A 24,842-nucleotide genomic window follows, 5' to 3' on the forward strand; every position below is an offset into this window, starting at 1 on the left:
GTGGTCCGATCGCCAGTGGCCGGACCGGGCCGCAACCAGCCCGGCGGGCCAGCTGCCACCCACCGGGCCGCGCATCGCCAGATGCGGCTATTGGTAAGCGTAGAAACCGGTTTCGGCGATCCGGCGACGCTCCTCCGGGGTCACGTCGACGTCCGCGGGCGACAGCAGGAACACCTTCGTGGCGACCTTGTCGAACGAGCCGCGCAACGCGAAGGCCAAACCCGCGGCGAAGTCGACGAGCCGTTTGGCGTCGGCGTTGTCCATCGACACCAGGTCCATGATGACGGGCGTGCCGTCGCGGAACCGCTCGCCGATAGTGCGCGCCTCGCCGTAGTCCTTGGGCCGCAGCGTGGTGATCTTGGACAGCGGGTGGCCTTCCTCGAACATCATCGCCATCCGGCGCGGGTCCATCGCCAGCGCGCCGCGAGTGGAATTGCGCAACCATGAGCCGAAGCGCGGCCGTGCCATGTCGGGGCGGTCGAACTCGCGGGGCGGGAATCGCGGTTCGTCGGGGTACCCGACGCGATAGCTGCTAGGCGGCGGATAGTCGGCCGGCTCGGCGCGCAAGTCGCCACGCAGATCGCCGCGCGGGTCGCGGCGGGGGTCACGGGGATCGCGCGGGTCCTCGTAGTCGCGTCCTTCATAACGGCCGTAATCGTCGTCGAATCGGGGCCGCGAATAACCGCGTGAGGGCGCGCGGTCGTCGTAATACTCGTCGTCGTATTCCTCCATCGGAGCCATACCGAAGTAGGCCTTGACCTTGTGCAGTGTGCTCATCGCTTGACCCCTTCTAGCCCTGGGTTACCTGTTGTCTGTGATGAAGGTGTGACTACAGTGACTATTCACGGTGACCGTAACCGCCGCGGACCCAATAGCGCGGTACCGACACGCACACACGTCGAACCATGTTTGACGGCGGTTTCGAAATCAGCGGACATGCCGGCGGACAGCCCGACCGCCCCGGGGAACGACTCGCGCACCCTGTTGTGCTCGGATTGCAGCCGGTCAAACGCCTCGTCCGGATCCCAATCCAGGGGCGGGATGCCCATCAGACCGACCAGTTCCAGGCCCGGCGCAGCATCGACTTGCGCGCAGATCTCATCCACCGCTCCGGGCGCGGTGATGTCCACACCGCCGCGTGACACGTCGCCGTCAAGGCTGACCTGGACGTAAACCCGCAATGGACGGTCGCGACGGCGTTCGGCCAGCGCCGCGGTGACCGCGCGATCCAGCGCCGTTACCAACCGCGGGCTGTCGACCGAATGAGCGGTGTGCGCCCACCGCGCCAGCGAACGCACTTTGTTGCGCTGGATTCGTCCCACCATGTGCCAGTGGATGCCGCCAAGCCCGGCCCTCGGCGGTGCCGCCAACAGCCGAGCCACTTCGGCCGCCTTGGCCGAAGCTTCCTGTTCGCGGGATTCGCCAACCGCGCGGCAACCCAATCGGCACAAAATCACAACATCGGTTGCTGGAAAGAATTTGGTAATTGGCAGAAGTTCAATTTCGCCGACATTACGACCGGCCGCCTCGGCCGCGGCCGCGAGCCGCGACCGCACCGCGGCCAACGCGTGCGTCAATTCCGATTGACGGTCTGCCTGCGCCGAAAGATCCACCACCATCGCGGTCATTCCATCCACACCAAAGACGCCAGCCGCCCGGTGGGCGCGCCGCGTCGATGGCTGAACAACGTCGGGTCCGCAACCGTGCACCGGGGGTCGACGTCGATCGATGTAATGCCGAAACCTCTTAGCTGGCAGGCGATTCCGGCGCGAAGATCGAGTGCGGGCGTTCCGGCCGACGTGGTGGTGCGGCTGCCCGGCAACGCCGCCTCGACCTCGTCGGCCATGGCGGCCGGCACTTCGTAATTGCGGCCACTGGCAGCCGGGCCCAGCAGCGCCGAAATGTCGCCGGCCCGGGCGCCCAGATCGAGCATCGCCTCGACCGCGCGGGCCACCACCCCGTGCTGCGCACCGACCCGGCCGGCATGAACCGCGCCGATGACGCCGGTACGCGCATCGGCCAGCAACACCGGCACGCAGTCGGCTGTCAACACCGCCAGCGCCAGTCCGCGGGTGCCGGTGACCAATCCATCGGTGCCCACCTCGCCGCCGACGGCAACGCGCTGCGGCGCCTCGACCACCGTGATCCGGTCACTGTGGACCTGGTTCATCCACACCACCCGCTCGGCGGGCAGCCTGATGGCCGCGGCCAGCCGGGCACGGTTGGCCGCCACGGCGGCAGGGTCGTCACCGACGTGGTCGCCGAGGTTGAAAGTGTCGAACGGCGGCTGGGACACACCGCCCGCCCGGGTGGTGATCACCCGGCGGATGCGAACGCTCACCTTCCCAGTATCCGAAACCCGTTGCCCGCCAGGTCGCACCAATGTCGCGCCGCAGCCGGTTCGTCGCGCACTGGCAAGCAAATCGAGATCCTCAGCGGCGCATGAAGGGCGGCACATCGACGTCGTCGTCATCGCCGCCGATGCTGAGGGTCGCGCCGTTGGTGTGCAGTGGCACGCTGACGGCGTCGACCGGCTCGAACAGCGTGGAGGTGAGCTTGCCGGCCCGTGCCGACTCGATGCGGTGCGCGCCGCCCGTCTCGGCCACCCCGGGAGGCTTGCGGCCGGCGCCGCCGGCCTCGAAGCCCGCCGCAATCACTGTTACCCGTACCTCGTCGCCGAGTGAGTCGTCGATGACGGTGCCGAAGATGATGTTGGCGTCGGGGTGAGCGGCGTCCTGCACCAGCGAGGCCGCCTCGTTGATCTCGAACAGGCCCAGGTCGCTGCCGCCCGCGATCGACATCAGCACGCCCTGCGCGCCCTCCATCGAGGCTTCCAGCAGCGGCGAGTTGATGGCAATCTCGGCCGCTTTCAGCGACCGGCCCTCACCGCGGGCCGAGCCGATGCCCATCAGCGCGGTGCCGGCGCCGGACATGATGCCCTTGACGTCGGCGAAGTCGACGTTGATCAGACCCGGCGTGGTGATCAGGTCGGTGATGCCCTGCACACCGTTGAGCAGCACCTCGTCGGCGCTGCGGAAGGCGTCCATGAGCGACACCGCGGCATCGCCCATCTGCAACAGCCGGTCGTTGGGAATCACGATCAGGGTGTCGCAGCTCTCCCGCAGTGCCGAGATGCCGTTTTCGGCCTGGTTGCTGCGCCGCTTGCCCTCGAAGGAGAACGGCCGGGTGACGACGCCGACGGTCAACGCCCCCAGTTTGCGGGCAATGCTGGCGACGACGGGCGCCCCACCGGTTCCGGTACCGCCGCCCTCGCCAGCGGTAACGAACACCATGTCGGCTCCGCGCAGCAACTCCTCGATCTCGTCCTTGGCGTCCTCGGCGGCCTTGCGTCCCACCTCCGGGTCGGCGCCGGCGCCCAACCCGCGGGTCGAGTCGCGGCCCACGTCGAGCTTGACGTCGGCATCGCTCATCAACAAAGCCTGTGCATCGGTGTTGATCGCGATGAACTCCACGCCCTTGAGTCCCTGCTCGATCATCCGGTTGACGGCGTTGACGCCGCCGCCGCCGATGCCCACGACTTTGATGACGGCCAGGTAGTTATGCGGGGGGGTCATCATTCGTCTTCCTCCCTGAAGGGAAACTCGGTTCCTCCTGCGGTGTGTCCGCTTGCAAAACTCTCAACCTCAACCATAGATTTAGAGTTATGTCAAGTACTTCCGCGTAACCAGAACCGTATGGGTACGACGGGTGCTAACCGTGCAGGCGCGCCGACGCGTCACCCGCAAATTTTTTGTGGGCCGGCTGCTGCGCCTTACGTCATTTGACGGTCGGCAGGTCCGGGCTGGACACGTCGTAGGTCCGCCCGGGCTGGGTCAACAACGCCGCCAGTTTCTCGGCCTTCTCCTCGGCACGGTCGGTGGTCCCCCAGATCACCACGCGCCCGTCGGCCAGCGTGAGGGTGATCGAGGACACCGAGGGCGCCGCGATCCTGCCCACCTGGCCGGCGACCTCGGGACGCAGCGCGGTCAACACCTGCAACGCCGCCAAGGTGGCGGGATCTGTCGGGCCCGGATTGTCCACGTCGATATACGGCAGCGCCGGCGGCGGCGGACCGGTCGCGAAATCCACGCCGTCGCGGTCGAACAGGTGCGGCCCGTCGGGGAAGTCCTTGACCACCAACGGGACCCGCTCCACGATGGTGATCCGCAACGCCGACGGGTACTGCCGCTGTACCCGGGCGCTGGCCACCCGCCGGATCGCCGCCACCCGGTCGGCGACCTGACTGGTGTCGATCTGCAGCAACGGCGTGCCGGGGCGCACCCGGGCGGCGTCGAGAACCTCCTCGCGGGTCACCACGCCGACCCCGACGACGACGATGTTGCGTGCCGACATTGCGGGTGTGAAATACAGGATCAGCGCCAGCCCCACTCCGACGACGACTAACACCACGGTGCCCAGCAGCATCTTCAATCCCTGAACAACGCCGCGCGCAACGGGTTTGGGCTCTTTGACGACTTGCCCGAGGGCCCGTCGTTTGGCCTCGCGCCGGGCTTGCTCGATGGCGATAGCACGGGCCTGGGCGGCACGGCGCTCGGCACGTTCGCGCCGGGCCCGCCGGCGCGGGCCCTCGAATTCGTCTTCGGCTGCCGGCTGCTGGGCGCTCGGCGCCGCGGTGGCGAGCGGCTGGGTGACCGCTTCGGCACCGACGTCTGCCGAGTCGCCGGCGACGACGTCGACCGGGCTGGCTTCGTCGGGTTCGGTCACTGCAGAACTCCCGGCCGGCCAGGCGCGCCACGGTTGGCCTGCACCCGCAGGGCGGTCACGATCTCCGGACCCAGCAATGTGACGTCTCCGGCGCCCATGGTGACGATGACATCACCCGGCCCTGCCGCGGCGGCCACCTCGCCGGCCACCGCCGAGAAATCCGGGAGGTAGCGCACCGGTACGCTCACGTGCCCGGCGACGCTGGCCCCGCTGACGCCGGCCAGGGGCTGTTCGCGGGCGCCGTAGACGTCGAGCACAAACACCGCGTCGGCGGCGCTGAGGGCGCGACCGAACTCGGCGGCGAAAGCCTTGGTGCGCGAGTACAAATGCGGCTGGAAAACGACCAGCAGCCGACCGGTGCCCCCGTGCTGGAGGACCGAGCGCACGGCCGCCAGCGTGGCGCCGATCTCGGTCGGGTGGTGGGCATAATCGTCGAACACCCGTACCGATCCCACCGCGCCGACCAGCTCGAACCGGCGTCGCACGCCCTCGAAACCGGCCAGGCCGTCGAGCACCTCGTCGATCGCGGCGTCCACTTCGATCGCCGCCAGCAGCGCACCCAGCGCATTGAGCGCCATGTGCCGTCCGGGCACCGCGAGCCGCATCACCCGCGGGTGCCGCTCACCGGCCAATCGGAGGTGCGCCACGGCTTCGGTGCCCCGCTGTTCCCAGGACAGCAATGTCGCGGCCAACGGCGCACCTTCGGGTTCAGCCGACCCGTAACGCAGCACCCGAATTCCCAGCTCCGCGGAGCGTCGGGCCAGTTCGGCCGCGCCGGGGTCGTCGGTGCACACCACCAGGGCGCCCCCAGGCGCCAGCCGCTCCACGAAGGAGTCGAACACCCCGACATACGCCTCGGTGCTGCCGTAGAAGTCCAGGTGATCGGACTCGATGTTGGTGACCACGGCGACGTCGGGGGTGTACTCCAACAGCGAGCCGTCGCTTTCGTCGGCTTCGGCGACAAAGCAGTCCCCACTGCCGTGATGGGCATTGGTGCCGGCCTCGCCCAGTTCACCGCCCACCGCGAACGACGGGTCGCGCCCGCAGTGCTGCAGCGCGACAATCAGCATCGATGTCGTGGTGGTCTTGCCGTGGGTTCCGGTGACCATCAGCGTGGTGCGGCCGGCCATCAGCTTGGCCAGCACGACCGGGCGCAGCAGTACCGGGATGCCGCGGCGCCGGGCTTCGACCAGTTCGGGATTGGTCTTGGGGATGGCGGCACGGGTGGTGATGACGGCGGTGACGCCGCCGGGCAGCAGGTCCAGCGACGCCGCGTCGTGGCCGATCCGGATCAGAGCGCCGCGCGCCCGCAAAGCGTGCAGACCGCGTGACTCCTTGGCGTCCGAGCCCGACACCAGGCCGCCGCGGTCCAGCAGGATACGGGCAATGCCCGACATGCCGGCTCCGCCGATGCCGACCATGTGGACCCGCTGCAGTTCGGGCGGCAACTGCTCGGTGTTCACTTGGCTCTCCTGGAGGCTCTCCCGGAGGCTCTCCTGGCACGAGCCCGCCGCGCGGTGTCCAGCGCCGCCTGGGCCACCTGCCGGGCCGCATCTCGGTGTCCCACCTGTGCGGCGGCGGCCGTCATCGCCGCCAGCCGGGGCGGATCGGTGAGCAGCCCGGCGACTTCGCGAGCCACCAGGGCCGGGGTGAGGTCGGCATCGGCAATCACCATGCCGCCGCCGGCGTTGACCACCGGCAGCGCATTGAGCCGCTGCTCACCGTTGCCGATCGGTAGCGGCACGTAGATGGCCGGCAACCCGACCGCCGACACCTCGGCTACCGTCATCGCCCCGGAACGACAGATCACCAGGTCAGCGGCGGCGTAGGCCAGATCCATCCGGTCCAGATAGGGCACCGCGACGTACGGCGGGTCACCCGCGTCGGGGGTGCGCAGCTCCAGGACGTTCTTGGGCCCGTGAGCATGCAAGACGGAAACACCCGCGGCGGCCAGGTCGGCCGCGGCCGCTGATACCGCCCGGTTGAGCGACACGGCGCCCTGCGAACCCCCGAACACCAGCAGCACCCGGGCGTCGTCGGCGAAGCCGAAGTGCGCCCGGGCCTCGGCGCGCAGCGCCGCGCGGTCCAGGGCGGTGATGGCCTGCCTGACCGGAACCCCGACCACCTCGGCCCGCCGCAGCCCGCAATCCGGCACCGCCGACAGCACCCGGTCGGCGCTGCGGGCACCCACCCGGTTAGCCAACCCGGCCCTGGCATTGGCCTCGTGGATCACCACCGGGATACGGCGGCTGCGCCTGCGCATGCCGGGGATACCCCGCGCGGCCAGGTAGGCGGGCAGCGCGACATACCCACCGAAACCGACCACGACGTCGGCATCGACCGCGTCGAGCACCGCCCGGGTCTCCGCGACGGCACGCCACACCCGCGGCGGCAGGCGGGCCAGGTCGCCACTGGGTTTGCGCGGCAACGGCACCGGGGTGATCAGCTCCAGGTGATAGCCGCGGGCGGGCACCAACGTCGTCTCCAGCCCGCGCGGAGTGCCCAACGCGGTGATCCGGACATCCGGCTCCAGGGCGCTGAGCGCGTCGGCGACGGCCATCGCGGGCTCCACATGGCCGGCGGTGCCGCCGCCGGCGAGCACGATCGACAGCGATGGACCGTAGTCGGTCACCTTCTGCCCACCGGCCGGCTCCCTGACCGAGTCGTTCACCCGTAACGCTGACCTTCCAATGCCCGAACCCGACCTGCCTGACGCTGGCCGGCGTACCGCTGACCCGCTCTATGATGCTCCCCCGCAACCGGGTGGTGCCCCCGCCCCGGCGCGTGCGCGGTACCCGCGGACCGGCGAACCGGCCGATCGGCCCGGCGCGGCGACGCCGGTCGCGCCGGCTCCCCGGGTTTGCGAACCGCCTTGGGCGCCTTCCGCGCGGCCGGCTGTTTGGCCTGCTGTTTGGCCGTCTGCCTGGCCGGTTGCGGGTGCGCGCGCTTGCGGTCCCGAAACGCCTCGAGGCGGGTCGGCGCGTAAGGCTTGGGTAGCGGCAGCCGCAGCAGTCGGTTCACTGTATCGTCGCGACCCGCGCGCAGCGCGGCCACCGCCTCGGGTTCATGCCGCGCCGCGTTGGCGATGACGCCGATCATCGACAAGGTGGTGGCCGTCGAGGTGCCGCCGGCCGAGATCAGCGGCAGTTGCAGCCCGGTGACCGGCAGCAGCCCGATCACGTAACCGATGTTGATGAACGCCTGTCCCAGCACCCACAACGTGACGGTGGCGGTCAACAACCGCAGAAAGGGGTCGGCCGACCGGCGGGCGATCCGCATGCCGGTATAGGCGAACAGCCCGAACAGTCCCAGCAGCCCGAGCGCGCCGATGAAGCCGAGCTCCTCCCCGATGATCGCGAAAATGAAGTCGTTGTGGGCGTTGGGCAGATAGTTCCACTTGGCCACACCCTGGCCCAGGCCGTCGCCGAAGATTCCACCGTGAGCCAGCGCGAACTTGGCCTGCCGGGCCTGGTAGCCCGAGTCCATCGGGTCGTTGTCGGGATCGAGCCAAGACCGCACCCGGTCGGACCGGTAACCCGCGGTCATCGCCAGGATCCCCGCGGAGATGACGACCGCTGCCAGTGAGCTGGCGAAAACACGCAGCGGCAACCCCGCGTACCACAGCAGCCCGAGCAGGATGATGCCCATCGACACCGTCTGTCCCAGGTCGGGCTGGGCCACGATCAACGCCAGCGCCACGACCGCGGCCGGCACCAGCGGAATCAGCATTTCCCGCAGCGACGCCCGCTCCATCCGCCGGGCCGCCAGCAGATGCGCACCCCAGACCGCGAACGCCATCTTGGTCAGCTCCGACGGCTGCATCGAAAAGCCCGCCACCACGAACCACCCGCGGGAACCGTTGGCTTCCTTGCCGATTCCCGGAATCAGCACCAGCACCAACAACACAATGGTGAACGCGAAGGCGGAGAAGGCGATGCGGCGGAGGAACTGCACCGACATGCGTAGCCCGACGTAGCAGCCGATGAGACCGACGACGGTCCACAAGACCTGCTTGCCGAAGATCACCCATGCCGACCCGTCGTCGTCATAGGACCGCACGCCGGAGGCCGAGAGCACCATGATCAGGCCGAGCGTGGTCAGCAGCGCGGCGACGGCGATGATCAGGTGAAACGAGGTCATGGGCCGGCCCAGCCACACGCCGAACCGGGTCCGCGGGCCCGCCTCCTCGGGCTTCGCCCGGGATTTCTCGCCCGACGTCTCGCGGGGCTTCTCGCCCGACTTCTCGCCGGTCTGCTCACCCGCCGGCTCGTCCGGCGAAGCCGCAGCGTCGACCTCCTCGTCAGCCTCGGCTGTTTCCTCCGGCTCGGCCGTCCCGTGGGCGGCGGCACCGTCGCCGGCCTTGCCCCGGCGCATCAGCCGGGTGAATGGGCTGCGCATGCCGCCTACCGGACCGCGGCGCGTACCGCGGCCGCGAACGCGTCGCCCCGGTCGGCGTAACCGTTGAACTGGTCAAACGACGCACCGGCCGGTGCCAGTAGCACCGTGTCACCGGGTTTGGCCATCTGTTTGGCCGCGGCCACCGCGGCGGTCATCACGCATGTGCCGAGCGGTTCGACGGAATCATCAACTTTTGTCACATCAGTATCAGAAGCCACAGCCATACCAGCATCCTCGCCTGTCACAACCTGGACGACGGGGACATCCGGCGCGTGTCGTGATAACGCCTCGGCAACCGCGGCCCGGTCTCGGCCGATGAGCACCGCACCGACCAGCCTCGGTGCCATGCGCGCCACCTCGGCATCCACGGACGCGCCCTTGAGCAGCCCACCGGCCAGCCAAACCACCCGCGGGTAGGCCAGCACCGACGCCTGCGCGGCGTGCGGGTTGGTGGCCTTGGAGTCGTCGACGTAGGTGACGCCGTCGACGACCGCCACCACTTCCGAGCGGTGGCGCCCGACCTGAAACGACGCAACGGCTTCCGCGATCGCCCCGGCGGACACCCCGACGGAGCGGGCCAGCGCGGCCGCGGCCAGCGCGTCGAGCACCCCGACCGGGCCGGGCACCGGGATGGAGGCGACCGGCAGCAGCGGCAGGTCGGCGGCGAAGGCCCGGTCAACCAGGTGGCCGTCGCGCACGCCCAGCTCTCCGGCCGCGGGCTCACCGAGCCGGAATCCGGCCCGCACCTGCGCCGGCGCGGTCTCCAGCAGCGCCGCCGCGCGGGAATCGTCCAGGCCGACCACCGCCACCCGGCCGGTCAGCACCCGAGCCTTGGCCTCGGTGTAGGCGGCCATGGTGCCATGCCAGTCCAGGTGATCTTCGGCGATGTTGAGCACCACGCCGGCCTCGGGCCGCAGCGACGGCGCCCAGTACAGCTGGAAACTCGACAACTCGACGGCCAGCACATCGGCCGGCTGGTCGAGCACCTCCAACACCGGGCTGCCGATGTTTCCGCACAGCACGCTGCGCCGGCCGGCCGCGGTCAGCATGGCGTGCAGCATCGAGGTCGTGGTGGTCTTGCCGTTGGTGCCGGTCACCACCAGCCAGCGGCGCGGCGGCCCGTAGCGGCCCGCCGCATCCAGCCGCCAGGCCAGCTCCACGTCACCCCAGATAGGCACACCCGCGGCGGCGGCCGCAGCCAGCACCGGCGTGGTCGGCTGGAACCCGGGGCTGGTGACCACCAATGAATACTCGGCGATCTGCGATACCGCCACCGACGGCTCCACGGTCGCCACACCCTCGTCGGCATAAGGCTGCAACATCGCCGGATCGTCGTCACACACCGTGGGCGTCGCACGGAAGCGGGTCAGCGCCGCCAGCACGGCGCGGCCGGTTACCCGGCCACCGGCGATCAGCACCGGGGCGCCCGGCACCAGGGGGTCAAGCACGTCAGGCACCGATCGCAGCCAGATATTCACCGTAGAACAAGGCCACACCCAAACCACAGCTGATCGCGGTGAGCAGCCAGAACCGAATGATCACCGTGGTTTCGGCCCAGCCGACCAACTCGAAATGGTGGTGGAAGGGCGCCATCCGGAATACCCGGCGCCCGGTCGTGCGGAAGGCCAATATCTGCAGCACCACCGAGGTGATCTCGGCGACGAACAGCGAGCCCAGCACCACCGCCAGCAGTTCGGTGCGGCTGGTGACCGAGAGCCCGGCGATGACGCCGCCCAATGCCAGGGAGCCGGTGTCGCCCATGAAGATTTTCGCGGGCGCAGCGTTCCACCACAAAAAGCCGATGCAGGCGCCAGCGGTCGCGGCGGCGATGAGCGCCAGATCCAGCGGGTCCCGCACGTTGTAGCAACCCAACCCCGGCGCGGTGACGCACGCGTTGCGGTATTGCCAGAAGGTGATCAGCACGTAGGCACCGGTGACCATTGCCATGCAGCCGGCGGCCAGCCCGTCCAGGCCGTCGGTGAAGTTGACCGCGTTCGACCAGGCGCTGACGAGGACCACGCAAAACAGCACGAATAGCACCGGAATCAGCGTGACCGTGGCGATCTCACGCACGTAGGACAGCTGCGCGCTGCCCGGCGTGAGGCCGGCTGGATTGCGGAACTGCAGCACCAGCACCGCGAACAGAATGGCGGAGGTGATTTGCCCGACGGTCTTGGCCGTCTTGTTCAGCCCGAGGTTGCGTGACCTGCGGATCTTGATCATGTCGTCGAGGAATCCGACCCCGCCCAGCGCGGTGGCCAAGCCCAGCACCAGCAAACCCGACGCGGAGATGCCTTCGCCGTCGAACGCCAGGCCGGCGAGGTGGGTGCCGAAGTAGCCCGCCCAGATGCCGGCCAGAATCGCCACACCGCCCATCGACGGCGTGCCGCGTTTGCTGTGATGGCTGGGCGGGCCGTCGTCGCGGGTGTGGTGACCGAAGCCCTGTTTGGTGAACAGCCGGATCAGTGCCGGGGTGAGCAGGATGGAAACCGCAAGCGCGATGGCGACGGCGATCAGGATCTGTCTCACGGGTTTGCGCTCCCGCGGTTGCCTGCGCCCCCAGCTTCGCCATCGGCGCCGTCCGAGACCAGCGCGTCGGCCAGCGCTCCCAAGCCTGCCGAGTTCGACGCCTTGATCAGGATCACATCCCCGGGTTGGACTTCGGCGCGCAACAGTTCCAGCGCGGCGTCGGCGTCGGCGACGTTGACGGTCCCCCTGTCAGCCCCCGCTCCCCAGGAGCCCCACGCCCCTTCCAGGACCGCTCCGTGGTGCATGGCGCTCACCGACCTCCCGGTTCCCACGACAACGAGTCGAGACACATCTAAACGCACCGCGAGCCGGCCGACGCGGTCATGCTCGGCAATGGCGTCCGCGCCGAGTTCAGCCATCTCCCCCAAAACCGCCCAACTGCGCCGTTTGGCGGCGAGGTCGGACCCGGCGCCGGAGCCGCCGCGGGCGATCCAGGCCAGCGCCTGCAGACCGGCCCCCATGGAGTCGGGGTTGGCGTTATAGGCGTCGTCGATGACCGTCACCCCGTCCGCGCGGGTGGTCACCTGCATCCGATGCCGCGACACCGGACCCGCGCCGCCAAGCGCGGTTGCCACCTGATCGAGGGTGGCACCGCATTCCAGCGCGACAGCGGCGGCGCACAATGCATTGCTGACTTGATGGTCGCCGTAGACGCCTAGCCGGACTTCGGCCTGGGTAGCACCCGCGTGCACGGTGAACTGCGGCCTGGCCAGCTCATCCAGCGACACCGGGCCGGCCCAAACGTCGCCAGTGCTGCCGCGGCTGACCCGCACCACCCGCGCCGCGGTCACCTCGGCCATCGCCGCCACGGCCGGGTCGTCGGCATTGAGGATGACCACCCCGGATTGCGGAACAGCTTGCGGCAGCTCCGATTTCGTTCGCGCAATGGCCTCACGGGAGCCGAACTCGCCGAGGTGCGCGGTACCGACGTTGAGCACCACCCCGATGGCCGGGGTCGCGATCTGGGCCAACGCGGCGATGTTGCCGGGGTGGCGGGCCGACATCTCCAGAATCAGGTAGTCGGTGTCGCGGCCGGCACGCAGCACGGTCCAGGGATGACCCAGCTCGTTGTTGAAGGATCCGGGCGGGGCAACCACCACACCCAAAGGCTGCAGCACCGCAGCCACCAGATCCTTGGTCGACGTCTTACCCGACGAACCGGTGATCCCGATGATGGTCAGCCCGCCGGCGACCAGCTCCGCGGCCACCGCCTTGGCCAGTTTCGCCAGCGCGGCCAGGACGGCCGCGCCCGACCCGTCGGCGTCGTGCTCGAGCACTCCGGCCAGCGCGCCCTCGGCGAGGGACCGCTCCGGCGTCACCACAATGGCCGGAACACCGACCGGCCGGGCGGCCAGCACGGCAACCGCCCCGGCCGCTGCTGCCGACGCCGCATAGTCATGTCCGTCAACATGCGCGCCCGGCAGCGCCAGAAACAATCCGCCGGGGCCGATCGCGCGAGAGTCGAACTCGACGGTCCCGGTGACGCGGCGTTGTGCGGCGTCCTGCGGCGAGATATCGGCCAGCGTGCCGCCGACGATGTCGGCGATCTGAGCCACGGTCAGGTCGATCATGGGCGTGTCTGCCCTGGGCCGGCAAGCCCGCCGGCCTTGCGCGCGGCCAACGCCTCGGCCAGTTCCACCCGGTCATCGAACGGGCGGACCTCCCCAGCGCCGCGCTGGCCCGTTTCATGGCCCTTGCCGGCCACCAGGACCACGTCCCCGGGGCCGGCCCACGCGACCGCGTGCCGGATCGCGTCCCTGCGGTCAGCGACCTCGACCACCTCTGCGGTGCCACCGGCCGCCGCGGCCCCGGCCAGGATCTCCCGGCGGATCGCCGCGGGGTCCTCGCCGCGCGGGTTGTCGTCGGTGACGACGACCAGGTCGGCCAGCTCCGCGGCGACGGCACCCATCGGGGCGCGCTTTCCCGGGTCACGCTCGCCACCGGCGCCGAACACCACCGCCAGCCGACGGTCCGGGCTCGTCAGCGTGGTCAACACCGCCCGCAAGGCCCCCGGCTTGTGCGCGTAGTCCACGAGCGCCAGGAAATCCTGACCGCGGTCCACCTGTTCCAGGCGCCCGGGAACCCGGGCCTGCCGCAGTCCCGGCGCAGCCTGCTCGGGCGAGACCCCGATACTGTCCAAAATCGCCAGTGCGAGAAGGCAATTGGCGACGTTGTAGCCGCCCGGTAAGCCGATGCGCACCCGGTGCTGGACGCCGGCCGGGTCGATGGCGGTGAATTCCTGTCCGGCGGCGCCCATCGGCACGACGTCGACAGCGCGCCAGTGCGCGGCCCGATCGCGCGCACTCACGGTGATCGCGTCACCGGCCCGCTCGGCCATCGCGCGCCCCGCGTCGTCATCGACGCACACCACGACGGTGCCGGCGCGCAGCGCCGAGGCCGGATCGAACAGCAGCGCCTTGGCCTCGAAGTAGTCCTCCATGGTGGGGTGAAAGTCCAGATGGTCACGCGACAAGTTGGTGAAGCCGCCGACGGCGAAGCGGGTGCCGTCCACCCGGCCCAGGGCCAGCGCGTGGCTGGACACTTCCATGACCACGGTGTCCACGCCGCGTTCGGACATTTCCGCAAGCATGGCCTGCAAGGCGGGCGCCTCCGGTGTGGTCAACGCACTCGGGATGTCGGCGCCGTCGATGCGGATGCCGATGGTGCCGATCAGCCCGGCGACCCGACCACCGGCCCGTAAACCGGCCTCCACCAGATAGGTGGTGGTGGTCTTGCCCGACGTTCCGGTGATGCCGACGACCGTCAGCCGCTCGGACGGGCGGCCGTACACGGTGGCGGCCAGCCCCCCGAGCACGCTGCGCGGTGCCGGATGCACCAACACCGGCACGCTCGCCGCGTGGGCACCCATCGCGGCGACCCCGTCGGCGTCGGTGAGCACCGCGACCGCCCCCCGCTCGATGGCTTCGCCGGCATGACGGGCGCCGTGTGTGGCCGAGCCGGCCAGGGCAGCGAACAGGTCGCCGGGCTGGACATCCTGGGCACGCAGCGTCACGCCGGTGATTTGCACATCACGGAAGGTTTCGGGGTAATCCGCGGCGCCGTCTGGAACCGCTCCGGTCTGCGCCGCCAGTACGGCCAGCTTCACCCCCGCGACGGTGCGAGGGCGTAGCCCGTTGGGCATCGACTCCGGCATTGGCACCACCTCCGTCCGACCGCAGATGTTGAGAGATCGCCATGGTCGGCGTTGACACCCTACCTAGACGCACCCGCTCACCACGTGGAGCCGCGCCTGCGCTGGACGGCCGCGCGGTTCGGCTCGCGTCGATCTGCGGTGATAACTCAGGTCAGCGCGGCCGCGGTGACGCACCCGGCATCAGCCGGCGGCGCACCGGAACCGGCATCCGCGACGCTGACCAGCAGCACGCCCACGGATCAGCAAACGGATCGTATCGTGATCTCCACACCCCGTCGGGCGCTTCGGAACAACGCGGTTTGCCTCAGGTGGCCTGCAGGACCAGCGGCGGCCCCGGGTCGGGTGACAGCGGCACGTTTTCGCGTTGCATCAGCCAGCCGGCGATGTTGTGGAACAGCGGGGCCGCCGAGTGGCCCGGGCTGCCGTCGGCGTTGCGCTCCGGGTTGTCCATCATCAGCCCGATCACATACCGGGGATTGTCGACAGTGGCCATCCCGGCGAAGGTGATCCAGTAGACGTTGTCGAAGTAGCAGCCGCAGGCGGGGTTGATCTGCTGCGCGGTGCCGGTCTTGCCGGCCATCTGGTAACCGGGCACCGCCGCAGCCGGGCCGGTGCCCTGCTGGTAGCCCATCGGGTCGTGCTGTACGACGGCGCGCAACATCTGGCGCACGGTCTGAGCCGTCTGCGCCGACACCACCCGGACGCCGTCGGGACGCGGTTCCTCGGTGCGGGTGCCGTCGGCTGCGATGGTCGCCTTGATGATCCGCGGGGGTATCCGCACCCCGTCGTTGGCAATGGCCTGATACATGCCGGCCATCTGCAACAGGGTCATCGAAAGGCCTTGGCCGATAGGCAGATTCGAGAAGGTGCTGCCCGACCACTGGTCGATCGGCGGCACCAGCCCGGCGCTCTCACCGGGCAGCCCCACACCGGTGCGCTGACCCAGCCCGAATTTGCGGACCATCTCGTAGAAACGCTCCGGGCCCACCCGCTGCGCCAGCATCAGCGTGCCGACGTTCGATGACTTACCGAACACGCCGGTCGTGGTGTAGGGCATCACGCCGTGGTCCCAGGCGTCGTGCACGCTGACCCCGCCCATCTCGATCGTGCCCGGTACCTGCAGCACCTCGTCGGGGTTGGACAGCCCGTACTCGATGACCGACGACGCGGTGATCACCTTGTTCACCGATCCCGGTTCGAAGGGTGACGACACAGCCGGGTTGCCCAACTGCTTGTCTCCTTGACGCCCGATGTCCTGGGACGGGTCGAAGGTGTTGTCGTTGGCCATGGCGAGCACTTCGCCGGTCTTGGCATCCAGTACCACGGCTGACACGTTGTGGGCCCCAGACAGGTTCCTGGCCTGCTGCACCTGTTGCTGCACGTAGAACTGGATGTCGTTGTCGAGCGTGAGTTGGACGGTGGAACCGTGAACCGCCTTGTGCCGGTTGCGGTAGCTGCCCGGGATGACCACGCCGTCCGATCCGCGGTCGTAGGTGACCGAGCCGTCGGTTCCGGCCAGCACGGCATCCATGGAGTCCTCCAGACCCAGCAGACCGTGGCCATCCCAATCGATCCCGCCCACGATGTTGGCGGCCAGCGATCCGCCGGGATACTGGCGCAGATCCTGCCGCTCGGAGCCGACCTCGGGATACTTCTCGGAGATGGCACCGGCGATCGCGGGATCGACGGCACGTGCCAGATACACAAACGCATCATTGCTCTGCAGCTTCTTCAGCAGCGTGGCGGCGTCTGGCTTGTTGTTCAGCTTGCCCGCAATCTCCCTGGCGATGTCCTTGAGCCGCTGCTGCGGGTCCGGGGCAGCGGGGGACTTCTTCTTGGCCTCCTCCAGCTGCTGGCGGACCCTCTTGGGCTGGAAGGTCAACGCACGCGCCTGGATAGTGAACGCCAGCCGGTCGTTGTGCCGGTCGACGATGGCGCCGCGAACCGCCGGTTCGACGTCGGTGACCTTGAGCTGGCCGGCCGCCTGGGCGCGCAGGTCCGCGGCATTGGACACCTGCAGGTAGAACAGCTGGGTTGCGGCGACCATCATTAACGCGAAAATCACCGCGTTGCCGGCCCGATGCCGAAAGACAAACGACGCACCGCGGGTCGCCACTTCCACTGCCTGACGGATCCGCCGTTGCCCCGCCGGCCGACCGGGTGGGGCTGCTTCGGCGCGCACCGCGACGCGGGTTTTGTTGGCTTCCTTGGCTTTCCGGAGCTGCTTGGACGCAGGGGTCTCGTTGACCCGGTGATCACGTGGCTTCCCGGACCGCTTCGGCTGCCGCGGGTCCTGAGACTGCCGCCGTTTGCGCGGACCACCCGTCGATGGCGCGGGGGGAATGCGCCCGCCGCGGCTCACCGCGGCCCCCCCGGCGTTGCCGGCACCGTGGGAGTCACCGGGACGAACTGTTCGCCGCTGGACGGCGCCGGTGGCGGAATCGGCTGCGGTGCATGCACGCTGACCGGGGGCGCGGGCGCTGCCGGAGCTACCGGAGTCACGGGGGCCGCAGGAGCCGGCGGTGCGCCGAGCACCGGCGGCGCGGTGCCCGATTGCAGTGGTATCGGTACCTCGGCTGGCACCGGGGCCGGCACTTGACCGGGCAGCTGCAGCGGCACGGCGGGCGCCGAGCCGACGGGTGCCGGCAGCTGAAGCTGCGGCGGGAGCTGTCCCGGCACTCCCGGCGCCTGGCCCGGTACCGCAACCGATCCCGGCATTCCCGGCGCCTGCCCCGGTACCGCAATCTGTCCCGGCACTCCCGGCAGCTGGCCCGGCAGGTGGTTGCTGTCGGCGCCCAGCGTCGATGCGCCGTCGGGAGTGCGGGGCAGCACCTGCGGGCCGGAGCGGGCAGGCGGGGCCTGGTCACCAGGGCCCGGCAGGACCCGAACCGGAACCTCCGGGGGAACCACCGGCGGTGTCGGAGGCGGCGGCGGACCTTCCTCCGGCAGTTTCGTGTTCAGCGGGGGCGGCGGAACACCGTCAGCAGGCTTGGGGGTTCCCACCACCACCCAATTGCCGTCGGGCGCCTGAACCAAGTGGGCGGTGTCCCTGGTCGGAATCATGCCCTGCTTGCGGGCCGCCTCTGCCAGTGCCGGCGCAGACCCGGCCTCACGAACATCGCGCTCAAGTGCCTCCTTTTGCTGCTGCAATATCCGCGTCCGCTCCCGAGCGTGACTTAGCTGATACGAACGCTCGGCGGCATCGGTCGACAGCCACAAAGTGAGCGCCAGCCCGACGCCGAGCGACCCGATCACCAAGACCACAAACGGGACCTTGCTCAGCAAGGTGCGGGGGCGCAGGTCGACCGATGCCAGCCGGACGGCCAACCGCTCGCTCAATTTGGGCCGTACTACCTTGGGCGCCTTAGCTTTTCGGGCCTTCGCCCGGGCTTTGGCCTGACTGGTGTTCTTGGGCCGGGCCGGACGGTCGACGGGCCGCGGCATCGGACTGGTCTGCGGTCCCGACTTCGGCATCCTCGCCTCGCGGTGTGGGGCCGTGGTCTTGCTGGCCCGGGAGCGACGCGACGCCGAGTCGGCCGCCGTGTGCCGGTTGGAGGCAGCGGAACGATCGCCTCCGCCGCGACGATCGCTTCCGCGGCGGTTCCCCGGCACCCGGGCTTCGCGCTTCGTCGTCATGAATCGCCCTTCCCGGTCGCGTGCCGCGGTTCCGCCTCATGGTCAATGCGTTGCAACGCCCGCAGCCGCACCGCGGCGCTGCGTGGATTGCGTTCCATTTCGGCCGCATCCGCGCGTTCGGCGCCGTGAGTCAGCGACCGGAATCGCGGTCCGTGGCCGGGAAGCTCGACCGGAAGCCCGATCGGTGTCTTGGAGGCAACCGCATCGGCGAACACCCGCTTGACGATCCGGTCCTCCAGCGACTGGTAGGCCATCACGACGATGCGTCCGCCAACGCGGAGTGCGGCCATCGCAGCGGGAACGGCGCCGCGCAGCGTGTCCAGCTCGTCGTTGACCGCGATGCGCAGCGCCTGGAAGGTACGTTTGGCCGGATGCCCGCCGGTCCGCCGGGCCGCAGCCGGAATCGCCTGGTAGACAACGGCAACCAGCTCGGAGGTCGACGTGAACGGCGTGTGGGCGCGCTGCCGGACGATACGCTCGGCGATGCGGCGGGCAAACCGCTCCTCACCGTAGCGCCGCAGGATATCGGCCAGGGCGGCCTCGTCGTAGCTGTTGACGATGTCGGCCGCGGTCAGCGGTATGTCCGGGTCCATCCGCATGTCCAGCGGAGCATCCTTGGCATAGGCGAAGCCGCGCTCGGCACGGTCGAGTTGCATGGACGAGACGCCCAGATCGAACAGCACCCCGTCGACCGATTCGACTGCGCCATAACCTAACTCGGCCAGTACCGACGCGACGCCGTCATAGCGGGTGCGTATCAGTGTGATCCGCTCGGCGAAGGGCGCCAACCGATCCCGGGCAATGTCGAGGGCGCTCGGGTCGCGATCCAGCCCGATGAGCCGCAGACCCGGCAATTCGCGCAGAAACCGTTCCGCGTGCCCACCCGCGCCGAGGGTCGCATCGACCAGAATCGCCCCGAAGCCGTCCGGGTGGCGCCGGGTCAGCGCCGGAGCGAGCAGCTCGACACAGCGGCGCGCCAGGACGGGCACATGACCGAAATCCCTTGGGCCATCAGCCACCGTGACACCTCCCCGGGTGGGGCAATACCGGCCTGTCCACCAGTCTGGCCACAGTGGCGTCCCTGCACCGAGGTCCCTGTCCGAAGTCGCGAACCTGGCGTCGGGGAAGTACGCCAGGGTCGGTTCGGGCAGAGACCACGGTGCACGGACACGCACCTCAGAAGATGTCGCCGAGTGCTTCATCGCTGGCCGCGGAGAAGTTCTCTTCATGGAGTTGCTGGTAGTCGTGCCAAGCCTGGGCGTCCCAGATCTCGAGATAGTCGACCGCGCCGATCACCACGCAGTCCTTGGAAAGCCCCGCGTAGCGGCGATGGTCGGCCGATAGCGTGATCCGGCCCTGGCCGTCGGGGTGCTGCTCGTCGGTGCCGGCGGCAAGGTTGCGCAGGAATGCCCGTGCTTCGGGATTGCTTCGCGGCGCCTTGCTCGCCCGGCGCGCCAGCTGCTCGAACTCCGCCCTCGGGTAGACGGCGAGGCTGTGATCTTGGCTCTTGGTGACCATCAATCCCCCTGCCAACGAGTCGCGAAACTTTGCCGGCAGCGTCAGCCGCCCCTTGTCGTCGAGTTTGGGCGTGTAGGTGCCGAGAAACACTAGGCCACCTCCCACCTAGAGCTGCTCGCTCACCCAAACACTTCAGCCACCATACCCCACAATCCCCCACTTCGCCCCATTGATGGGGTGTCGCCGCGGCATTTCCCCAAGGATCTACGGCGTCAGGTCACGTTCAGATCACCCCGCACCCCGGCATCCAGCTCACGGGTCATGCTAAAACCGCATTTCAGAGGCCAGTGGTCGGAAATGGGGCGCTAAGTGGGGCGCAGTGGGGCACGACCAGGCCAATAGCTCACGACTGGGTTTCGGTGTGGATTCCTCGAGGTGACCCGCGAACGGCGGCTCCGCCGCGGGACATCGGGTGCGCACGAAAAACGGGGCAGCCGGTGGCTGCCCCGTAAGGTCTACGTTCGTTCGCCTACTCGTCGAAGCGGCGCCGGAACCGATCCTCCATCCGGCTGGTGAATGAGCCTCCGGCGCCTTTACTGCGACGCTGGCGCGCCCCCCCGGACGCCGGCCGAGAGTGATCCAGCCGCCCCGGCAACCGCGGCGCGGTGATGGCATACACCACGCCGCCGAACATCACCACGAAACCGAAGACACTGAGGATCGGGAAGCTTCCGATCATCGTGGCCTTGAATGCCACCCCGGAAACCAGCATGGCCAGGCCGATGACGAACAACGCCGCGCCCTGCAAGCGCCGCCGTGCCGTGGGTGCGCGGAAGCCCCCACCACGGACACTCGACGCGAACTTAGGGTCTTCGGCGTAGAGCGCGCTCTCGATCTGCTCAAGCATCCGCTGCTCATGATCGGAGAGTGGCATTCGTCCCTCCTTGCCGACAGACTGTCACGTAACTACCGGTAGCACGCGGATGCCCGTTGTGGGGGCAACTAACTCAGATGATACGAGGTCAATCCCAGCCGTACCACTGATTCGCCGGCGATTCTATCCCGGCCGCACCTCGGAGCACGAATGCGCCCGACACCCCATGCGGTGCAACCGGTCACAAACTCCGTATCGCTCCATATCGCTTCTCACCGGTGCGCATGGCGACCGCTCGGCCAACCGCGACGGCAGTGGTCCGATACTGGTGCTGAAGCATCGCACCGGATCACCGTGAGGAGGGCAGTTGGCGATATTCCTCATCGATCTGGCCCCGAGCGAGATGGAGCGCCGCCTCAGGGAGGCCCTGACGGTCTATGTCGACGCGATGCGCTACCCCAGAGGCACCGAGAACCAGCGCGCCGCCATGTGGCTGGAGCACATCCGCCGGCCGGGCTGGAAGGCCGTCGCCGCCGTCGACGTAGCGGACCCGGGCGCGGGCGATCAATCCGGAATCGTGGGAGCCGATCCCGAAAGCCGGGCGTCGGCGGCTGGCGATCTGAGCAACGCACCGATGGTGGGCGTCGCCTACGGCTACCCCGGCGCCCCCGGGCAGTGGTGGCAGCAGCAAGTGGTCCTCGGGTTGCAGCGCAGTGGTTTTCCGCCGCAGGCGATCTCCCGGGTGATGAGTAGCTATTTTGAGTTGACGGAATTGCATATCCAGCCGCGCGCCCAAGGCCATGGCCTCGGCGAGGCCCTGGTCCGCCGGCTACTCGCGGGTCGGCAGGAAGACCACGTCCTACTGTCCACTCCGGAGACCAATGGCGAGGCCAACCGGGCGTGGCGGTTGTACCGGCGGCTGGGCTTCACCGACATCATCCGCGGCTACTACTTCGCCGGCGACCCCCGCGCGTTCGCGGTACTGGGCCGCGCGCTACCGCTGTAGGCCCGACTGCGGACGGCTTGCCCAAGCGGCACACCGGGTCTGGCACGATGACCTGGTGCGCGCCAGCCCTCCCTCGCTCTCAGCCCGCAAAGCTCACGTGACCGGGACCCGACGGCGCCGCATGCTGGCCATCGCGATGCTGTTGATGCTGGTGCCCCTGGCCACCGGATGCCTGCGCGTCCGCGCATCGATCACCATCTCGCCCGACGACCTGGTGTCCGGCGAGATCATCGCCGCGGCAAAACCGAAGAACAACAAAGACGCCGGCCCTCAACTCGACAGCAACAACCTCGCGTTCAGCCAGAAAGTGGCTGTCTCCAACTACGACAGCGACGGCTACGTGGGGTCGCAGGCGGTGTTTTCCGATTTGACATTCGCAGAGTTGCCGCAGCTGGCCAACATGAACTCCGACGCGGCCGGGGTGAACCTGTCGCTGCGGCGAAACGGCAACCTGGTGATTCTGGAGGGCCGGGTCGATCTGACCTCACTCACCGACGCTGATGCCGACGTCGAGCTGACCGTCGCCTTTCCCGGAACCGTGACCTCCACCAACGGTGACCGCATCGAGCCCGAAGTGGTGCAGTGGAAGCTCAAACCGGGCGTGGTGAGCACCATGAACGCTCAGGCCCGCTATACCGACCCCAACACCCGATCATTCACCGCGGCCGGCATCTGGCTGGGCATCGGGTCGTTGCTGGCCGCGGGTGTGGTGGCACTGCTGGCCTGGATCAGCCGGGACCGCTCCCCCCGGCTCACGGCTGCGGGCGACCAGCCGCCGAAGTAACCGGATCGGGTCGCTCACCGGGCTCGGTTAGTCCCGGTTAGCCCTGCTTGTCGGGCGCCCAGTAGTCCAGCATCTCGGCGAAGGTCTCGAAAGCCGGCGCGGAAAGGCCGTAGGTTGCCTCGAAATGGATGCTCAGCGGGAAGCCGAGGTCCACGACACCGTCTAGCACGCGTTGGTAGAGGTCGACCATCAACCGTCGCTTCTGGGCGGGTTCGCTGCCGGCCAGCTTCTGGACGAACTCCTGCTCCTCGGCCACGGCCGCGTTGCCGGGGTCCTGGATCAACCAGTTGATCAAGCCGACGCGAGCCTCGACCTTGGGGACGAAGCCGAACGACAGCAGGATCTCGGGTCGGTGGTCGGTGGCCTCGGCGAACGCGGTCAGAAACCCCACGATCGCGTCGGAATACAACAACTGCGTCATGCCATAGGTCGCGCCCTGATTGCATTTGAAATTAAGCCGACCCTGCTCGCCGTCTCGGGTGGGAATCACGATCACACCACGGTTGGCCACCAGCTCCCGATAGATCGACAATGCGTCGGTCGGTGCGACGCCGGAGCCTTCGCCGTCGTTCATCGTGCGCGGCACCCCGACGAACACGACACCCTCCATCCCGGCGGCACACAGCTCGGCGAGCCTCCCATGCAGCGTCGACTCGTCCATGAAGGCGGTGACCTGCGTGCACAGGCCGCTGATCGACGGCAATTCCGGTCTGATAATCGACCAGAAGTCCAGGACGTCGAGCTTGGGCTGCATCGGGACCGGCCGATCGTCGTCCTCGGCGATCATCCCGGGGATCATCACGTGGCGGATTCGGCCGTCGAGGCCCGATTCGGCCGAGTACCGCAGCAATTTGTGCGCGTCTTCCAGCGCCCGTTCGTGGCCCCCGTCCACGTTCGGTGGAACCAGCTCGAGCGCGATGGTATTGAGCGTCACACGGCACCCTCTTTCTCAGATTCCTCAGATTCCTCAGACGACTACTGCTCACATCGCGCCACGCCGCGCACACCCGACCCGGGCCTCATCACCGGGCCATCACGACAGCATAGGGGCGTCGCGGCGAGTCAGTCGACGCAACTGCGTCCGGCCCGAAGGCATCTGGCCGCCCGAGGGAGGCAATCCCCGCCCACGGCGCCGGGGCCGAATACACTGTCGGGCCAGGGACGTGCCGAGCAGAAAGGGGCGCCGCGCTGAGCGTCGAAGCATCGGCAACCGACTTGGGCGGCGCCATCACCGACCAGCTACGACGGTATCTGCATGACCGTCGCCGCGAGGCGGCCTATATCGGGAGCGACTACGACGCCTTGACGGCCTGGCTGGAAGACTTTGCGCTGCGCGGGGGCAAACGGCTACGCCCGGTCTTCGCATACTGGGGCTGGCACGCCGTGACAACCGAGGAGCCCGGCCCCGAGATTCTGCAGTTGTTTTCCGCCCTGGAACTGCTGCACGCCTGGGCCCTGATACACGACGACGTGATCGACGCCTCCTCGACTCGTCGCGGCCGGCCGACGGCCCATGTGCATTTCGCCGCGCTGCACCGGGAGCGTAACTGGCTCGGCCCGGCGCACCAGTTCGGCATCTCGGCGGCGATACTGCTCGGCGACGTGGCGCAGGCCTGGGCCGACGACATCGTCTCCGAGGTGGGCCAGACCAGCCTGCCGCCCGACGCTGCGCGCCGGGTGCGGCGGGTATGGTCCGGCATCCGCACCGAGGTGCTGGGCGGGCAATACCTCGACATCGTCGCCGAGGCCAGCGCCGCGAGCTCGATCGCCTCGGCGATGACGGTTGCCACCTTCAAAACCGCCTGCTACACCGTGTCGCGGCCGCTGCAACTGGGGGTGGCCGCAGCTGCCGACAGACCCGACGTCGCTGCCGCGTTTCATCAGTTCGGGACGGACCTCGGAGTGGCGTTTCAGCTGCGCGACGACGTTCTCGGGGTGTTCGGAGATCCTGCGGTGACCGGCAAACCGTCCGGCGACGACCTGAGGTCGGGGAAACGCACGGTGCTGATAGCCGAGGCAGCCGAACTCGCGGAAAAGTCGGACCCCCGGGCGGCCAGCCTATTGCGTAGCTCGATCGGCACCGAGCTGACCGACACGCAGGTGCGCGAGCTGCGCGAGGTTATCGCGGGGGTCGGCGGTTTGGCAGCGGCCGAGAATCGGATCACCGAACTCACCGAGCGAGCGCTGGCCACACTTGCGTCGGCGCCCATCAACGCACGAGCCAAGGCCGGACTGTCGCAGTTGGCCCGGACGGCCACGGACCGGTCGGCCTGATCCG

21 protein-coding genes are annotated in these 24,842 nt (G+C 68.9%); 3 read left to right on the plus strand and 18 right to left on the minus strand.

The window, feature by feature from the left end:
• Positions 1-87 precede the first annotated feature (87 nt).
• The 17 genes from MKAN_RS02580 to MKAN_RS02660 all read right to left on the minus strand — a co-directional run bounded on the left by MKAN_RS02580 (position 88) and on the right by MKAN_RS02660 (position 20,834).
• A complete protein-coding gene (locus MKAN_RS02580) occupies positions 88-777 on the minus strand; it encodes a cell division protein SepF (protein WP_023364808.1) in 690 nt (229 codons plus the stop codon).
• Between the two features lie 65 nt (positions 778-842).
• Positions 843-1,619 (minus strand): YggS family pyridoxal phosphate-dependent enzyme, encoded by a 777-nt coding sequence (locus MKAN_RS02585; protein ID WP_036393449.1) that lies wholly within the window; start codon positions 1,617-1,619, stop codon positions 843-845.
• Positions 1,620-1,624: 5 nt separating this feature from the next.
• Positions 1,625-2,341: a peptidoglycan editing factor PgeF gene (gene pgeF, locus MKAN_RS02590; protein WP_023364812.1), complete on the minus strand. Its 717-nt coding sequence runs from the start codon at positions 2,339-2,341 to the stop codon at positions 1,625-1,627.
• Positions 2,342-2,432: 91 nt separating this feature from the next.
• Positions 2,433-3,575, minus strand: a complete 1,143-nt coding sequence (ftsZ, locus tag MKAN_RS02595) for a cell division protein FtsZ (RefSeq protein WP_036393445.1) — start codon at positions 3,573-3,575, stop codon at positions 2,433-2,435.
• 202 nt (positions 3,576-3,777) lie between these two features.
• The gene (gene ftsQ, locus MKAN_RS02600) at positions 3,778-4,725 is read right to left on the minus strand and encodes a cell division protein FtsQ (protein WP_023364816.1); all 948 of its coding nucleotides are present in this window, start codon (positions 4,723-4,725) and stop codon (positions 3,778-3,780) included.
• Entirely contained in the window at positions 4,722-6,188 is a 1,467-nt protein-coding gene (gene murC / locus MKAN_RS02605; protein WP_023364818.1) for a UDP-N-acetylmuramate--L-alanine ligase, read from the minus strand. The genes ftsQ and murC overlap by 4 nt, the downstream gene beginning before the upstream one ends.
• Complete coding sequence (murG, locus tag MKAN_RS02610; RefSeq protein ID WP_023364820.1) at positions 6,185-7,396, minus strand: undecaprenyldiphospho-muramoylpentapeptide beta-N-acetylglucosaminyltransferase; 1,212 nt, start codon at positions 7,394-7,396, stop codon at positions 6,185-6,187. The genes murC and murG overlap by 4 nt, the downstream gene beginning before the upstream one ends.
• Positions 7,393-9,123 (minus strand): putative lipid II flippase FtsW, encoded by a 1,731-nt coding sequence (gene ftsW / locus MKAN_RS02615; RefSeq protein ID WP_023364822.1) that lies wholly within the window; start codon positions 9,121-9,123, stop codon positions 7,393-7,395. Before ftsW ends, murG begins: the two co-directional genes overlap by 4 nt.
• Before the next feature lie 5 nt (positions 9,124-9,128).
• On the minus strand, positions 9,129-10,571 hold the full coding sequence (gene murD, locus MKAN_RS02620) for a UDP-N-acetylmuramoyl-L-alanine--D-glutamate ligase (RefSeq protein ID WP_036445161.1): 1,443 nt from the start codon (positions 10,569-10,571) through the stop codon (positions 9,129-9,131).
• A 1-nt stretch (position 10,572) separates the two neighbouring features.
• A complete protein-coding gene (gene mraY / locus MKAN_RS02625; protein ID WP_023364826.1) occupies positions 10,573-11,652 on the minus strand; it encodes a phospho-N-acetylmuramoyl-pentapeptide-transferase in 1,080 nt (359 codons plus the stop codon).
• On the minus strand, positions 11,649-13,223 hold the full coding sequence (locus MKAN_RS02630) for a UDP-N-acetylmuramoyl-tripeptide--D-alanyl-D-alanine ligase (RefSeq protein ID WP_023364828.1): 1,575 nt from the start codon (positions 13,221-13,223) through the stop codon (positions 11,649-11,651). Before MKAN_RS02630 ends, mraY begins: the two co-directional genes overlap by 4 nt.
• A complete protein-coding gene (locus MKAN_RS02635) occupies positions 13,220-14,806 on the minus strand; it encodes a UDP-N-acetylmuramoyl-L-alanyl-D-glutamate--2,6-diaminopimelate ligase (RefSeq protein ID WP_023364830.1) in 1,587 nt (528 codons plus the stop codon). The genes MKAN_RS02630 and MKAN_RS02635 overlap by 4 nt, the downstream gene beginning before the upstream one ends.
• A gap of 304 nt (positions 14,807-15,110) precedes the next feature.
• Positions 15,111-16,988, minus strand: a complete 1,878-nt coding sequence (locus tag MKAN_RS02640; RefSeq protein WP_225722843.1) for a peptidoglycan D,D-transpeptidase FtsI family protein — start codon at positions 16,986-16,988, stop codon at positions 15,111-15,113.
• 176 nt (positions 16,989-17,164) lie between these two features.
• Positions 17,165-18,442: a cell division protein FtsL gene (gene ftsL / locus MKAN_RS02645; protein WP_023364836.1), complete on the minus strand. Its 1,278-nt coding sequence runs from the start codon at positions 18,440-18,442 to the stop codon at positions 17,165-17,167.
• Positions 18,439-19,617: a 16S rRNA (cytosine(1402)-N(4))-methyltransferase RsmH gene (gene rsmH / locus MKAN_RS02650; protein ID WP_099184140.1), complete on the minus strand. Its 1,179-nt coding sequence runs from the start codon at positions 19,615-19,617 to the stop codon at positions 18,439-18,441. Before rsmH ends, ftsL begins: the two co-directional genes overlap by 4 nt.
• A gap of 1 nt (position 19,618) precedes the next feature.
• Positions 19,619-20,050, minus strand: coding sequence for a division/cell wall cluster transcriptional repressor MraZ (mraZ, locus tag MKAN_RS02655; RefSeq protein WP_023364840.1), 432 nt, complete (start codon positions 20,048-20,050; stop codon positions 19,619-19,621).
• 379 nt (positions 20,051-20,429) lie between these two features.
• On the minus strand, positions 20,430-20,834 hold the full coding sequence (locus MKAN_RS02660; RefSeq protein WP_023364842.1) for a DUF3040 domain-containing protein: 405 nt from the start codon (positions 20,832-20,834) through the stop codon (positions 20,430-20,432).
• A 307-nt stretch (positions 20,835-21,141) separates the two neighbouring features.
• Between MKAN_RS02660 and MKAN_RS02665 the strand changes: the two genes are divergently transcribed.
• On the plus strand, positions 21,142-21,780 hold the full coding sequence (locus MKAN_RS02665) for a GNAT family N-acetyltransferase (RefSeq protein WP_023364844.1): 639 nt from the start codon (positions 21,142-21,144) through the stop codon (positions 21,778-21,780).
• A gap of 97 nt (positions 21,781-21,877) precedes the next feature.
• Entirely contained in the window at positions 21,878-22,564 is a 687-nt protein-coding gene (gene lppM, locus MKAN_RS02670) for a lipoprotein LppM (protein ID WP_023364846.1), read from the plus strand.
• Positions 22,565-22,601: 37 nt separating this feature from the next.
• Here lppM and MKAN_RS02675 read toward each other — a convergent pair whose 3' ends face one another.
• Positions 22,602-23,498, minus strand: coding sequence for a mycobacterial-type methylenetetrahydrofolate reductase (locus tag MKAN_RS02675; protein ID WP_023364848.1), 897 nt, complete (start codon positions 23,496-23,498; stop codon positions 22,602-22,604).
• 281 nt (positions 23,499-23,779) lie between these two features.
• Between MKAN_RS02675 and idsA2 the strand changes: the two genes are divergently transcribed.
• Positions 23,780-24,838, plus strand: a complete 1,059-nt coding sequence (gene idsA2, locus MKAN_RS02680; RefSeq protein ID WP_023364850.1) for a bifunctional (2E,6E)-farnesyl/geranyl diphosphate synthase — start codon at positions 23,780-23,782, stop codon at positions 24,836-24,838.
• Positions 24,839-24,842 lie beyond the last annotated feature (4 nt).

The sequence above is a fragment of the Mycobacterium kansasii ATCC 12478 genome (genome assembly GCF_000157895.3).
In the GTDB taxonomy this organism is placed as follows: domain Bacteria; phylum Actinomycetota; class Actinomycetes; order Mycobacteriales; family Mycobacteriaceae; genus Mycobacterium; species Mycobacterium kansasii.